Source organism: Shewanella sp. DNRA4 (assembly GCF_012843185.1).
Classification (GTDB): Bacteria; Pseudomonadota; Gammaproteobacteria; order Enterobacterales; family Shewanellaceae; genus Shewanella; species Shewanella xiamenensis.
This window is the reverse complement of sequence record NZ_JABAIP010000008.1, coordinates 64,248-76,914: the sequence shown is the minus strand read 5'-3', so window position 1 is coordinate 76,914 and position 12,667 is coordinate 64,248. Positions and strand designations below refer to the sequence as shown.

At 43.3% G+C, this 12,667-nt stretch carries 12 protein-coding genes; 9 read left to right on the top strand and 3 right to left on the bottom strand.

All coding sequences use genetic code 11. From position 1 onward, the window contains the following. The first annotated feature begins 8 nt into the window (after positions 1-8). The 6 genes from HG547_RS10225 to HG547_RS10200 all read left to right on the top strand — a co-directional run bounded on the left by HG547_RS10225 (position 9) and on the right by HG547_RS10200 (position 4,535). Positions 9-1,133 (top strand): chemotaxis response regulator protein-glutamate methylesterase, encoded by a 1,125-nt coding sequence (locus HG547_RS10225; protein ID WP_055647472.1) that lies wholly within the window; start codon positions 9-11, stop codon positions 1,131-1,133. Positions 1,134-1,170: 37 nt separating this feature from the next. Beyond that, positions 1,171-1,665, top strand: a complete 495-nt coding sequence (locus HG547_RS10220) for a membrane anchored protein in chemotaxis locus (protein ID WP_109277579.1) — start codon at positions 1,171-1,173, stop codon at positions 1,663-1,665. A 66-nt stretch (positions 1,666-1,731) separates the two neighbouring features. Beyond that, entirely contained in the window at positions 1,732-2,523 is a 792-nt protein-coding gene (locus HG547_RS10215) for a ParA family protein (protein ID WP_037420395.1), read from the top strand. Beyond that, a complete protein-coding gene (locus tag HG547_RS10210) occupies positions 2,507-3,487 on the top strand; it encodes a chemotaxis protein CheW (RefSeq protein ID WP_055647473.1) in 981 nt (326 codons plus the stop codon). Before HG547_RS10215 ends, HG547_RS10210 begins: the two co-directional genes overlap by 17 nt. Positions 3,488-3,494: 7 nt before the next feature. After that, positions 3,495-3,989 (top strand): chemotaxis protein CheW, encoded by a 495-nt coding sequence (locus tag HG547_RS10205; RefSeq protein WP_011073088.1) that lies wholly within the window; start codon positions 3,495-3,497, stop codon positions 3,987-3,989. Positions 3,990-4,136: 147 nt separating this feature from the next. Then, positions 4,137-4,535 carry a DUF2802 domain-containing protein gene (locus tag HG547_RS10200; RefSeq protein WP_037420401.1) on the top strand — a complete coding sequence of 133 codons (399 nt, stop codon included), beginning with the start codon at positions 4,137-4,139 and terminating at the stop codon, positions 4,533-4,535. A 95-nt stretch (positions 4,536-4,630) separates the two neighbouring features. Here the strand turns inward: HG547_RS10200 and HG547_RS10195 are convergent, their stop codons facing one another. Both HG547_RS10195 and HG547_RS10190 read right to left on the bottom strand, forming a co-directional pair. Then, on the bottom strand, positions 4,631-4,939 hold the full coding sequence (locus HG547_RS10195) for an EscU/YscU/HrcU family type III secretion system export apparatus switch protein (protein WP_037420403.1): 309 nt from the start codon (positions 4,937-4,939) through the stop codon (positions 4,631-4,633). A gap of 15 nt (positions 4,940-4,954) precedes the next feature. Beyond that, the gene (locus HG547_RS10190; RefSeq protein WP_169547791.1) at positions 4,955-6,955 is read right to left on the bottom strand and encodes a hypothetical protein; all 2,001 of its coding nucleotides are present in this window, start codon (positions 6,953-6,955) and stop codon (positions 4,955-4,957) included. 220 nt (positions 6,956-7,175) lie between these two features. On the opposite strand from HG547_RS10190, the gene HG547_RS10185 reads away from it, so the two are divergent. Together HG547_RS10185 and HG547_RS10180 are read left to right on the top strand one after the other, a co-directional pair. Next, positions 7,176-7,961, top strand: a complete 786-nt coding sequence (locus HG547_RS10185; protein WP_144375168.1) for a VacJ family lipoprotein — start codon at positions 7,176-7,178, stop codon at positions 7,959-7,961. Positions 7,962-8,081: 120 nt separating this feature from the next. Beyond that, complete coding sequence (locus tag HG547_RS10180; protein ID WP_037424734.1) at positions 8,082-9,185, top strand: response regulator; 1,104 nt, start codon at positions 8,082-8,084, stop codon at positions 9,183-9,185. A gap of 304 nt (positions 9,186-9,489) precedes the next feature. On the opposite strand, the gene HG547_RS10175 is transcribed toward HG547_RS10180, so the two are convergent. Continuing rightward, positions 9,490-10,959, bottom strand: coding sequence for a peptide MFS transporter (locus tag HG547_RS10175; protein ID WP_037420415.1), 1,470 nt, complete (start codon positions 10,957-10,959; stop codon positions 9,490-9,492). A 475-nt stretch (positions 10,960-11,434) separates the two neighbouring features. Here HG547_RS10175 and rfaH point away from each other — a divergent pair, with 475 nt between their 5' ends. Next, on the top strand, positions 11,435-11,935 hold the full coding sequence (rfaH, locus tag HG547_RS10170) for a transcription/translation regulatory transformer protein RfaH (RefSeq protein WP_037424726.1): 501 nt from the start codon (positions 11,435-11,437) through the stop codon (positions 11,933-11,935). The last annotated feature ends 732 nt before the right edge of the window (positions 11,936-12,667 follow it).

Sequence of the window (12,667 nt, the reverse complement as noted above, 5' to 3'; positions counted from 1 at the left end):
GGAATGGAATGGCCATTAAAGTATTAGTCGTTGATGACTCAAGCTTTTTTAGACGACGTGTTAGTGAAATAGTCAATCAAGATCCTGAACTGGAAGTGATCGCGACGGCTGCTAACGGGGCTGAAGCGGTGAAGATGGCTGCTGAGCTTAATCCCCAAGTAATCACTATGGACATTGAAATGCCTGTCATGGACGGTATCACCGCCGTCCGTGAAATCATGGCAAAGTGTCCAACCCCGATTCTGATGTTTTCATCATTAACCCATGATGGCGCTAAGGCCACCTTAGACGCCCTAGATGCGGGTGCGTTAGATTTTTTACCTAAACGTTTTGAAGATATCGCGACCAATAAAGATGAAGCGATTTTGTTATTGCAGCAAAGAGTCAAGGCTCTTGGTCGTCGTCGAATTTTCCGTCCAGTGGCGCGTCCTAGCGTTGCCCCAATTACCCCAAGACCAAGCTCTGGCTCGGTATTAGGGAATGTGGCCACTCCTGTTCAAAGTGCACCTGCGCCAGTGCGTACGTCACCTGTATCGTCTATTCGTGCTAGTGGTAAGCAATACAAATTATTGTTAATCGGTACGTCGACGGGGGGGCCTGTCGCCTTACAGAAAATTTTGACTCAGTTTCCCGCAAATTATCCGCATCCTATTTTGCTGATCCAACACATGCCAGCCGCTTTTACCCCAGCATTTGCAAATCGTTTAAATGGTTTATGTAAAATCGAGGTAAAAGAAGCGGCAAATGGCGATATTTTGCGTCCAGGTTGTGCGTATCTAGCGCCAGGTGGAATGCAGATGATGGTAGAGCGTACAGGCGTCACAGGCCGAATAAAAGTGCTCGCCGGTAGTGCTGAAATGAATTATAAGCCTTGTGTCGATATCACTTTTGCTTCAGCCTCAAAAGCCTACGGTGGAGATGTGCTTGCTGTAGTGTTAACTGGAATGGGAGCTGACGGCCGAGAAGGAGCACGCATGCTTAAAGCTGCCGGTGCGACCATTTGGGCGCAGGATGAAGCGAGTTGCGTCGTTTATGGCATGCCTCAAGCAGTGGCCAGTGCGGGAATTGCCACTCAATCCATTTCACTGGAGCACATGGCTGAATCGATTTTAAAAGAGTCTGCACGTGGCTAGTAGCAAGTCACAGATAAGCACAAATATTGTGCTTATTATGGTGCTAATGATGATGACGATAGTTTGTCTTGGTGCCTTAAGTTTCGATTATCATCGAAAAAACATAAAATTGCTTGCTGATGTTAAACGCTTAGCATCGACCCAAGTCGTGCTCATGGTGCCTGATGAACAAGCTAAGGTCATTGCTGATTGGCTTGCCACACACCCAGAACAAACTAAGGCTATGCTAAAAATGGTTGCGCCTGGTGAACATAATGCGGTGACTCTTGGGCCTGAAATGCCAGCGGCGGATGGTAATAATATTCCGCCTTTACTTGAAAAAGTGCCTGAGATGGATAAACAACAGTTATCCTCTCAGTCACCTGCTGAATCATCAGTCTCTTTGCGTTTGCAAAATGAAGCAGCATTGACAACAGAGGTTCGACAGGAGTCGACTCAAGTTCCTGTGGTGATTTCGGAAAATGCCGACGGTGTTAAGGTGATAAGTCTGCCTAACGGTGGCATAAGAGTCACGACAAGGGAAGAAGAGTAACGTGGTGGGCCGCGTAATCATTCCACTTGTAAATGGCACAGAATCAACATTTAAGAGGTCAGTGCTTTGAAAGTCTGGACCATAGCGAATCAAAAAGGTGGGGTCGGTAAAACCACTTCGGTAGCAAGTTTAGCGGGAGCACTCGCTAAACGGGGTAAGCGCGTCTTGATGATTGATACCGATCCTCATGCTTCACTCGGTTACTACCTTGGGGTTGACTCAGAAGAGGTGCCCGGTTCTCTTTTTGATGTATTTGTTGCGCACAATCATCTTACAAAAGAGCTGGTTAAATCGCATATCGTACCAACTTTGGTGGATGGTTTAGATTTATTACCGTCGACTATGGCGCTAGCAACACTGGATAGAGCTTTAGGCCATCAAGAAGGCATGGGACTTGTCTTACGTAATTTGCTTGCCCTTGTTGCTGATGAATATGATGTTGCCATCGTCGACTGCCCGCCTGTCTTAGGTGTGCTGATGGTGAATGCGTTAGCCGCAAGCCAACATATTGTCATTCCTGTGCAAACAGAGTTCTTAGCGATTAAAGGGCTTGAGCGCATGGTCAAAACTATGGAAATCATGGGGCGGTCAAAGAAGACTCGTTACAGTTATACCGTAGTCCCAACCATGTTTGATAAGCGTACTAAGGCATCTCCTGCTGCGTTGCAGGTGTTGAGTGAACAGTATGGTGAGAGTCTATGGCGTGATGTTATTCCTGTAGATACTAAGTTTAGAGATGCAAGTTTAGCGCATTTACCCGCCTCCCATTATGCAAGCGGTTGTCGTGGTGTGAAGGCCTATGAAAGATTATTAGATTTTCTTTTAGCTGGGGAGTTTGGCCATGTCAAAATCGGTTGATGAAACTGTTTTTGATTTTTTTGAATTATTATTGCACGAAGATGATAGTGCCTTTGGTGCTTCCCCAATTAAATCTCAAGAAAATGTTGCGACCGCTTTTGATAGCAGTAAAAAAACGGAAACTCAGCAGCTCAATAATGCCATTTTGGCAGAGCATGAGCGGTCTAAAGCGGATGTTAAAGCTACTCTAGAACCTGAAGTACAACCTATTCGGGCAAAAAGCATTGTTACTGTCTCCTCTAAGGAGAGTGCTGAGCCGTTAGTGAATAAACAGTCGCTAGAACGACTGCTTGCGCCAGTGCTAAAAGCGGAAGCTACAGTTGTTGATAAGCCAACGGAGGTTATCGAGCAACCTTTACCAGCACCCAAGCAACCTGTAGTAATAACGGTAGCTGATGTCGATGAGACTGCGAATGTTGCGCCGACGCAAGTCGATAACTTATCGACTGTGCCCGACACTCAAGTCGGCTTTGCGCCTCCAAGTGTGACAAAAGATCTGCAAGAAGTACTCGATGATGAGTTTCAAGTACTATTCTTTAAGGTAGCTGGGTTGACGTTAGCGGTTCCATTAGTCAGTCTCGGTGGTATCGTCAAAGTAGAACGGATTAATCATATTATTGGCCGTCCTTCTTGGTTCCTTGGTGTACAAACTCATCGAGAAGAACAGTTAAATCTAGTGGATACCTGTGCATGGGTTATGCCAGAAAAATACACAGATAAACTGGCGCAATCGGTAAATTATCAATATCTTGTATTATTAGAGGGCAGTAATTGGGGATTAGCTTGTGAGTCCCTGCTTAATGCAGTAAAAATTACCAAATCGCAAGTAAATTGGCGCAGCAAAGCTGGGAAACGTCCTTGGCTAGCTGGTGTGGTTAAAGAACAAATGTGTGGCATTTTGCACGTACAAGCCTTAGTTGAAATGCTTGATGCGGGTTTAGGCTGTCAGGACTCCATTGGTTGAGGTAAACATGAAAGATACAAGAAATGTCGCAGCCGTGGCTGCAAGTAAAGATGATGCAGTATTGCAATGGGTTACCTTTAAGTTAGACAACGAAACTTATGGTATTAATGTCATGCAAGTGCAAGAAGTGCTGCGTTACACCGAAATTGCTCCCGTACCTGGTGCACCACACTATGTTTTAGGGATTATTAATTTACGCGGTAATGTGGTTACTGTTATTGATACCCGATCACGTTTTGGGTTGCAATCAGCGGAAGTGGATGATTCGACACGTATCGTGATCATCGAGGCAGAAAAACAAGTCATTGGTATTTTGGTCGATAGTGTTGCTGAAGTCGTTTACTTACGCCGTTCTGAAATTGATAACGCGCCTAACGTTGGTACAGAAGAGAGTGCGAAGTTTATTCAAGGCGTCAGCAATCGTGATAATGAGTTATTGATCTTAGTTGATTTAGACAAACTATTATCTGATGAAGAGTGGGCTGAGTTAAATCAACTCTAAATATTCATCGGAGGCGGCAGATAGTGTCTATCTGCCGCTTTGCTTTTTGTTATGCGAACGGTTCGTTTGGCTTTAATTTACTCTTTTAGAATGCCACTTGATGAGTCGGTGCTAATTTCAGCTGATTGTGATGCGTAGGGATGATGAATGGGCGATGAATTTTTAATCGCAGCCTTAGTTTATGTGATTGCGTGTTTAGGTTTAGTTCTTTACCTTCAGAAACAATTAAGTAAGTTGCGCAGTAAAGTTGAAGCGTTAACCGTATTAGTGAAAGAGGGCGATCGTCAGCGCGAGGGCTTTAAGCGTGAAATGCAGGAGCTTCGAAGCGGTACTATTGGTATGGGACGTCGTGTGATTGAGCTTGAAAAACGCTTACATCAACAATCTGAACGCATTGAAGAATCTACTCAACAGGATCCCCAAGCAAAGCTTTATACGCGTGCGATGAAGATGGTGGCTCTCGGAGCTGGTGTAGATGAGCTAATCAAAGAGTGTGAATTGCCTAAAGCTGAAGCTGAGTTGTTAATTCGTTTACACCGTAAATAGGTGAATAATTTGGGACGCACTTCGTGACTCTCGGCCGCAGCAAAGTGCTGCTCTAGAACGCCACGTTGTGGCTCTAGGAGCTAGCCACTTTTGCTTTAAGCCTTATCAACAATCTTCTTATGCATATTGTTCCATTGTTCTGGGAATTTTCCGTCCAACATATACACAAATGCGATTAATTCGGCGATAAGCAGATACAGTTCTCTTGGAATTTCTTCGCCTAATTCAAGCAATCGAAGAAAGTTACTCAGGTGCGGATCTTGGTGAATATAAACGCCTGAGGCCTTTGCTAGAGCGATAATTTCGTCAGCGATTAGCCCTTCACCCGATGCGACTACTTTAGGCGCATGTTTTCCGTCATAACTCAAGGCAACTGCTTGCTGGGTTTTGTATTCTTCCGCCATAGATAGACTCTTTAATTATGCTCTTGTTTTCACAAGAAAATGATCACCAGGCAGCAACGTTGCTGGAACTGGTGCTAATTGGGTGGATAATTCACCCGGTGTAAATCCTAATTGCGATAGTTTTTGTCCCAGTGGAGCCAGAAAGTTATCTACTCGGCGAAGTAATGACTGACTGTCACCTTTGAACTGAATATCTAGTACTTGTTGGTGAAAACGTGCCGATATCAGTAATGGACCCTGGGCGAGATTAAACTTCAATTGTAAATTCCAGCCTTTATGATGTTGCTGTTCATCGCTATCGGCTTCTCGCTCGAATTTACCTTCTAATTGTTCATGACGTTGATTAATCCCATAGGGAAGGGCAAAAAACCACACTAAATTACCATTATTTTCACTACTGGCTTGTTGATAAAGCTGTAGGCTTGAAGCTAGTTGTACCATGCTTTCTAGGCCGCCAGCTTTACTAAATTGTCCCAGCTGGTGGTTAGATAATCCGATTCTAGTTTGGAGTTGCTCTAAGTAATCGGCCAATTTAGCACTCATTTTACTATTGGCATTATTTGCCCTAAACCCCAATAACAACTGAAACAATGAGCTAATGGCTCCCGCATTGAATAGCATTGAGGCTTGAGCGAGCTGCGGCGTTGCTAAATTTAAGGTTGCGAGACCAAGGATGCTGTCTTTTAGTTCGTTTGGATCGCTTAATTGACCTAAAGGATGTGGGGCTAGATGAGGCAAATGTTTTAACAGCTCGGCAGCTAAGTTTGTGCTAGCTCGAGAGACCATCTGCTCGATGGGGAGAGCACCGGCCTTGGTAAAGGCTTTTTGAAGCACTTGATTAACATTGATATTGGCTTCGTTGAGCTTATTTTGTTTGTCAGCACCTAACGAGTCTGATGGGGTTTTAAGATTTAGCTGTGTTTCATTACTGGACAAATTTTTGGTCATCGCTAACTCATTAGCGGGGACCTGTGGTTTAGTCTGTAAGCTGCTAAAGTCCGATTTTGCATGTTGACTTTGCAAAGTATTTGACACCGTTACGGTATTTTTTACATCCGATGCGCTTGCATCTTTAGTCAGTGCCTTAGGTTCAGGAATAGCCGTTTTGGGATCAATTTGTTGATTGGTAGTTTGTCCTGTCGTCAGCTTTGCTTCAGTGGTGGATTGTAAATTGACGCTAATAGCAATCTTGGATGGTGAGTTTTTTACGGATGTCACTTCATCCGCAATAGAACCCGTTTGAGTCTGGGATATTTTTATGTCGGAAATTGATCCACCTTGGGTGCTAGACGTATTCACTTTTGCAGCAGTGCTATCCGTTTGGGGGACTAAGCCCTCAAGTTTCCGTAAAAAACTCGCAATAATCTGAACGGGTTCCATTTTGCTTATCACAACATGACTCGCTTGCTTGTCAATAATGGGAAGCTGAGTTTCATTTATCGGAGCGCCAATTTGGATTTCGAGTTTGCTCAGTATTGGGGTCAACACTAAAATAGGTTTCCCTTGTAAAAGGGTAATTTTTGCTTGATATTCACCCGCATTAAGTCGTGTTCCTGGATCCTGTGGCACAACAGTTCCATTAGTAAATTGGAATTCTTTTGCAGTAACAATGACATTAGGGAGGGGGTAGCCCTGTGGGCGGGCAGAGAGAGCGTATAATTTTGTCTCTGAAATCCCATTTTGTTGTGCAAGTAATGTGATCGCTTCTGGGAGCTTAAGGTTGACTGTCGAACCCAAGGCAATCAGTTGCGAGGTTTGGGTCATAGCACTCGATTCAGAGGGGCTATTCACGACTTGATTGACTAAAAATTGACTAGCAATAATTAATGCTTGGCGTTGCTGAGCATTAACGAGCTTTAAATTATATTCTGTACCGTTTAGAATAATACTATCGCCTTCAGGAGATAGTTGGACTTCAGCGGGAATCGGACGCGCATTGGTGCTCAGGGCAGTGTTTTGAGTCCCTGAAGTGATTAATGGTGCGTTGGTAATCTGACTAAGTGGAATCGACTCCATACTAAACCTTTGTTGGAATAACTCGCGGTGCGTTATTTAAAAAATTAACAATTGACCAAACTGTTTTGCCAAGTATGCTTATGCGCTTTGTAAAGTCAGTGGCATTTTGTCTGTCATACTTAGTATACGACTCGGATGACTAATCTTTTATCGTCACTTGTTGATGGTCACTTTAACGAAAACTCGTGAACTCGGCAGTACATTTATTTAAGAGAGCAATATGAAGTTGAAATGGATAGGGGGACTTTTAGGCTTTGCATTACTGCCCAAGGTTTATGGCGCAGAGGTAGCCGTACCCGATAGCACTCCAAAGGACGGGGCTTCAGCTGTAAAAATTACTTACGAAGATCCAAGAGATCCCTTTGAAGGGTTCAACCGTGCCATGTGGGACTTTAACTATCTGTTTCTCGACAGGTACCTATACCGGCCCGTTGCACATGGTTATAACGATTATATCCCGTTGCCTGCTAAAACAGGGATTAATAACTTTGTGCAAAACTTGGAAGAACCCAGCAGCGTGGTAAACAACTTATTGCAAGGCAAATGGGGTTGGGCGGCGAATGCGGGTGGTCGTTTTACGGTTAACACGACGATAGGGTTACTAGGCGTTATTGATGTGGCTGATATGATGGGAATGCCACGTAAGCAGGACGAGTTTAACGAAGTGTTGGGCTATTACGGTGTACCTAATGGTCCCTATTTTATGGCACCCTTTGCTGGTCCATATGTTGTTCGTGAACTCGCATCAGATTGGGTTGATGGTCTATACTTTCCACTATCTGAACTCACAGTGTGGCAATCCGTGGTTAAATGGGGCCTTAAAAGCTTACATGCTAGAGCCTCGGCAATTGACCAGGAAAGACTTGTTGATAATGCGCTCGATCCCTATGCCTTCGTGAAAGATGCGTACTTACAACACATGGACTATAAGGTCTATGATGGCAATGTTCCTCAAAAACAAGAAGATGATGAGTTACTCGACCAGTACATGCAGGAACTTGAGTAAGCTCATGCGCTAACTTGGCTGCAGGCATGAATATGCAGCCAAGCCCATGCCGTATAAATGATTCTTCCCATGTCATCATCGAATGATTGCTGTTGCAGTAAACGTTACGCGGGAATCTTTATGGCGTTAAATGGTGTTTCAATTCTGTGGGTTGAAGATGACCCAGTATTCAGGCAAATCGTTGCTACCTTTCTAAATGGTCGCGGTGCACAGGTAGTGCAGGCTGGCGATGGAGAGCAGGGGCTGATTCATTTCAAGCAACAACGTTTCGATATCATACTTGCCGATTTGAGTATGCCAAAGCTTGGTGGCTTAGATATGCTTAAGGAAATGAGCAGGTTAGAGCCATTAGTGCCTTCTATTGTTATTTCAGGTAATAATGTTATGGCGGATGTTGTCGAGGCGCTGCGCATCGGTGCGAGTGATTATTTGGTTAAACCTGTTGCCGATCTCTTTATTATCGAGCAAGCCATTCAACAAGGGCTGCAGCGAAATCACCCCGATGATATTACTCAGGCAGACTTTGATGCTTTATCTCACCAAGAGTTGAATGATAATTTAGCCTTATTAGAGCAAAGTGTTGAAGCGGCCAAACAAGTTCAGCAGCAACTTTTCCCAGCCTCAAATATCAGTTATCCCGCCGCCAAAGTTGATTACAGCTTATTTAAAAGCAGTGATATCAGTAGCTACTTTATTGACTCAACAATGGTGGGCAGTGATCATTTGATCATGTATATGGCTCACCTCTATCCCGAAGACAATCGCGCGGCGTTTGCTTGTGTTTTGCTTCGCAGTTTTGTCAACCAAAAGCTGAAAAGTTATCGAAGTGGTCAGAGTAAAACCATTATCGAGCCGTTCAATATGCTGAGCTACTTGAATGAGCGTTTAGTCAAGTCCGGTTTAGATATCACCGTAGATATTGTTTATGTCGCAATCGAATTAACACGTTATCGTGCAGCCATTGCCCTAGCTGGCAAGGGTCTGAGGTGCTATTTACGTAATGACAAAGGGTTAAGTCCATTGGCTATTTCAGAAAGTTTACCACTAGGGGTATTAGATTGGGGTAAACCGAGTGTTCAGTTTCGAACGATTCTGCCCCAGGAGCAACTTTGTATCGCAACCAATGAGCCTGAACATAAGCAGCAGTTATTAGATAATCAATTTAAAGGATTAGTCTACAATTCAAACTTGCCTGCGGGTGGTTTTATTCAATTAAGTTTATAAGAAGATAAGATGCTAGGACGCAGCCAAAAGCGCTGCTAGAACGCCATTACGTGGCTCGAGAAGCTAGACTCTAGCATCTAGTCCCCATATTCTAATTTGTCTGTGTGCGAAACATCCCATCTCTAATCTCAACGTGCTTTGGGAGCAAAGCAATAAAAAACGCTGCATTTCTGCAGCGTTTTTATCGAATATAAATTATTCAGGATGGTAGAAGCGCCCTATCAGGACGAAGCCCGATCTGCTTTTTCTTGCAGCTAAGTCACCTAGAGCAGCGCATTTGGCTGCGTCCTAGCTTCTAGCTGCGTTATCTTTTAATGGCTTCGTGTTCAGCGGTTACCGCAATTTCATCTTCTAATGCTTCGGCTTCATTGTGATGCTTGCTTTCCGCACCGTGCATCCAATCGACTAATTTGTCAGCCATAAAGTATAAGATCACACCAGAAAGTGCTGCGGTAATCGCAATACCCGAGAAGATAGCCATTGCATTGGCAAGTTGTTCTTCTTTTTCGCCGCCATGGCCAATAAAGGAACCCACCACACCACCAATTTTGTTAGCTGCAGCCACAAAGAGGAACCAAGAACCCATCATTAACGAAGCGATGCGTAGTGGAGCTAACTTAGTGACCATAGATAAACCAATAGGCGACAAGCAAAGTTCACCCATGGTATGGAAGAAATAAGCGCCAACCAACCACCACATGCTTGATTTAGCTGTAGCGTCACCGCCCATTTCGACAACGGCACCGATCATAAATAAGAAGCCAACGGCTAACAGCACTAAGCCTAAAGCAAACTTAATCGGGGAGTTAGGTTCGTTCTTACCTAAACGTACCCAAATCGAAGCAACAACAGGGGCGAAAATAACGATAAACATTGCGTTTAAGGATTGGAACCAAGTGGTTGGTACTTCCCATGTGCCGATCATGCGATCGGTAAAATCGTTCGTGAACAAGTTCATCAGGCCGCCAGCTTGCTCGAAGCCCGCCCAGAAAATAATAGTAAATAAACCCATCACCATGATGACTTTAATACGGTCACGTTCAACCTTCGTCAGTGGTTCTTTACGGACTTCTCCTTTCTCTGCTGCTTTTTGCTTTTCAAGCTTAGCAGCAGGAGTTCTACCGATATCACCGAGTAACTTTTGTGCAAACACAAGTTGGATGATTAACGACAGGATCATACCGATACCTGCGCAGATAAAACCAGCTTGGAAATTACCATCATAAGCGGCAACTACTGAGCCTACGATAATACCTGAGAGGAAAGCACCAACGTTGATCCCCATATAGAAAATGGTGAAAGCACCGTCACGGCGGTGATCTCCTTCTTGGTACAGATCGCCCACCATAGTAGAAATATTTGGTTTAAACAGGCCGTTACCTAAGATTAACGTGCCTAAGCCGACGTAGAATACTTCGGTTTCCATCCCAGGTACCCACGCATGGGGCGTACCTAAAATAAATTGACCAGCCGCCATTAAAGTACCGCCAATCATAATGGCGCGGCGTTGGCCTAGAAAGGTATCTGCTAACCAACCACCTAGAAGTGGGGTCAAATAAACAAGCCCAGTGAAGGTGCCATATAACGAAATGGCATCAGCTTGGCTCCAACCTAAACCGTGTCCACCTTCGCTTTGCACTTTATCAACTAAGTACAGTACCAAAATGGCACGCATTGCATAATAACTAAAACGTTCCCAGAGTTCTGTTGTAAACAGTAGGAACAGACCTTTGGGATGGCCAAGCATTGTCCCTTGTGGTTTTGCTACGCTCATGAAGTTTCCACCTTAAGCTCGTGATTGCCTGTGGCGCCCCTGAAACAGGATGATGTCACCACAGAAAAATGATTGTTGCTCTTCTCATTTATCTTGAGTCAATTCGATATTTAGCTCTAGCTTAAAAGCATGAGTAAATTGTTGAATTGCTGAGATTTAAGTATGAGTTATTGTTACGTTCTTATAATAAAAGTAATATTTTAAGCGTTAATTAGGATATTTTCGCTAAAATTCCCACCTTATATACCCTTTAAAAGTCACTAAAGTCAATTTTGACTTGCTAACTGGTGAGATTATCTGCAACTCGCCACCAAATATCGATTTATGTTGATTTTCCTAATATATCGGCACTTTGTTTAGATACCGAACAGCAAGGGTTTTAAGGCAAAAAACTGCTTCCATCCGTCTTGACAACTTTGTTATGATTGCGACCCGTGAATGGACGTCACTTAACATAGGGTAGTGAGATTAATCGATGAAGGCATGGTACCTTTTGTACTGTAAACCTCGTAGTGAAGCGAGGGCACAACAAAATTTAGCTCTTCAAAATTTAGAGACATATTTACCAATGGTCTCTGAAGAAAAATCTCAACGCGGTCAGAAGCGGATCTGTCGTGTGCCTTTATTTCCAAATTATTTGTTTATCAATTTTGACCCAAGCCAAACTAGCGTTAAGCAGGTCCACTCTACTCGCGGTGTGAGTCGTATTGTCAATTGTCAGGAAAGAATGACACCCATTGATGACCGAGTCATTCACGCCATTCGCATGAAAGAATTAACGCCTTCCCAATCTGTTTTAGACAGCGAATTTGAACTAAAAACAGGGGAGAAAATCCGCTTTAAAGACGGCCCATTTGTTGATTTAGAAGGTATTTTTCAAGAAAAATGCCCAAACAAACGTTGCCATGTTTTATTTAATATTATGGGGCAGATCAATACCTTATCTGTACCTGAACACTCAGTTGAACGAGTGTGATTTGTTAATGAGTTCACTTTGCTAAGTAGGATCTTTGCTTAGAGACGTGTAGGACATTTGCTATAGATTGAGTTTTTTGATTTTAAGCAATATTAAGCAGAAATAAAAAAATTATTGTATTTCAGTGTGTTACATGTTTTTTTTGTTTTTACATTGTTTATCAAAACAGGTTTTGCACAATAAGTAATCAAAAACAATTTATGTGCCCGTTTATTAAACAAGCAATGTAGTGGTTTAGCAGTACAATTTGCGACTCATTTAAGTCGCCAAAACCTGTTTGTACAACTAAAGTTTTACTTGGTTTTTATGTTGTAGCAGTATCAGGTTTTAGATTTTCATTAAGTATTGGCTTTTTGGTTCATCGAAGCACATAGGGTTCTTGATGTGTAAATCGTAAACTTTAATGGCTTTAGACTTTAATGACTTTAGATTGATGGCAGGTAAAATCTCGTCATTCTAAAATCTTTAACCTTTTGAAAAATTAGAATATTCGCAGAGCGAAGGGCAATATAGAGGCCGCAATCTATGGGCGGTAGCGTGCCTGAAAGGCATCGAATGAATAGTTTCATTCGTTAAGCGGACGCCGCAAATAATTGTCTGGAACAATTATTAACAGCGTTAGCTGATCCGAAGGATGAAGTGCTGGATGCACTGAATAAGGCCTCCGGCCGCCACGCGATAGAAGTGTCAGGAACACTTCAAAATTGCTTTAGCAAGCCCGCAGGGTGGAGT

Excerpts from the sequence above, each read along its gene's own strand:
- HG547_RS10175 (WP_037420415.1), bottom strand. The coding sequence starts at position 10,959 with ATGAGCGTAGCAAAACCACAAGGGACAATGCTTGGCCATCCCAAAGGT.
- HG547_RS10185 (WP_144375168.1), top strand. The coding sequence starts at position 7,176 with ATGAAGTTGAAATGGATAGGGGGACTTTTAGGCTTTGCATTACTGCCC.
- HG547_RS10190 (WP_169547791.1), bottom strand. The coding sequence starts at position 6,955 with ATGGAGTCGATTCCACTTAGTCAGATTACCAACGCACCATTAATCACT.
- HG547_RS10195 (WP_037420403.1), bottom strand. The coding sequence starts at position 4,939 with ATGGCGGAAGAATACAAAACCCAGCAAGCAGTTGCCTTGAGTTATGAC.
- HG547_RS10225 (WP_055647472.1), top strand. The coding sequence starts at position 9 with ATGGCCATTAAAGTATTAGTCGTTGATGACTCAAGCTTTTTTAGACGA.
- HG547_RS10205 (WP_011073088.1), top strand. The coding sequence starts at position 3,495 with ATGAAAGATACAAGAAATGTCGCAGCCGTGGCTGCAAGTAAAGATGAT.
- rfaH (WP_037424726.1), top strand. The coding sequence starts at position 11,435 with ATGAAGGCATGGTACCTTTTGTACTGTAAACCTCGTAGTGAAGCGAGG.
- HG547_RS10210 (WP_055647473.1), top strand. The coding sequence starts at position 2,507 with ATGTCAAAATCGGTTGATGAAACTGTTTTTGATTTTTTTGAATTATTA.
- HG547_RS10180 (WP_037424734.1), top strand. The coding sequence starts at position 8,082 with ATGGCGTTAAATGGTGTTTCAATTCTGTGGGTTGAAGATGACCCAGTA.
- HG547_RS10220 (WP_109277579.1), top strand. The coding sequence starts at position 1,171 with ATGGTGCTAATGATGATGACGATAGTTTGTCTTGGTGCCTTAAGTTTC.
- HG547_RS10200 (WP_037420401.1), top strand. The coding sequence starts at position 4,137 with ATGGGCGATGAATTTTTAATCGCAGCCTTAGTTTATGTGATTGCGTGT.